Origin of the sequence: Pseudoalteromonas sp. SIMBA_162, from assembly GCF_046535955.1 — a bacterium.
GTDB classification, from domain to species: Bacteria; Pseudomonadota; Gammaproteobacteria; order Enterobacterales; family Alteromonadaceae; genus Pseudoalteromonas; species Pseudoalteromonas marina.
Genome location: NZ_JAWJBQ010000978.1, coordinates 1 through 245 on the forward strand (window position 1 = coordinate 1; position 245 = coordinate 245).

The following is a 245-nucleotide window of genomic DNA, read 5'->3' on the forward strand; positions in this document are numbered from 1 at the left end:
GGCCCAGGAGCGCTGGCTGGGGCCGCTGTGCGGGCTGGTCACCGGGGTCATCACCTCGGCCACCGGGGTGTTCGTGATTCCGGCGGTGCCCTACCTGCAAGCCCTGGGGCTGAACAAGGATCAGCTGGTGCAGGCCCTGGGCCTGTCGTTCACCGTCTCGACCCTGGCCCTGGCCGGCGGCCTGCTGTGGCGCGGCGCCCTGGGCGGCGCCGAGCTGGGGGCCTCGCTGCTGACCCTGGCCCCGG

General features: G+C 74.7%; 1 pseudogene. It reads left to right on the forward strand.

The features are described from left to right. Positions 1-245, forward strand: a pseudogene (locus R0J88_RS22630) (sulfite exporter TauE/SafE family protein); the annotation flags it as partial.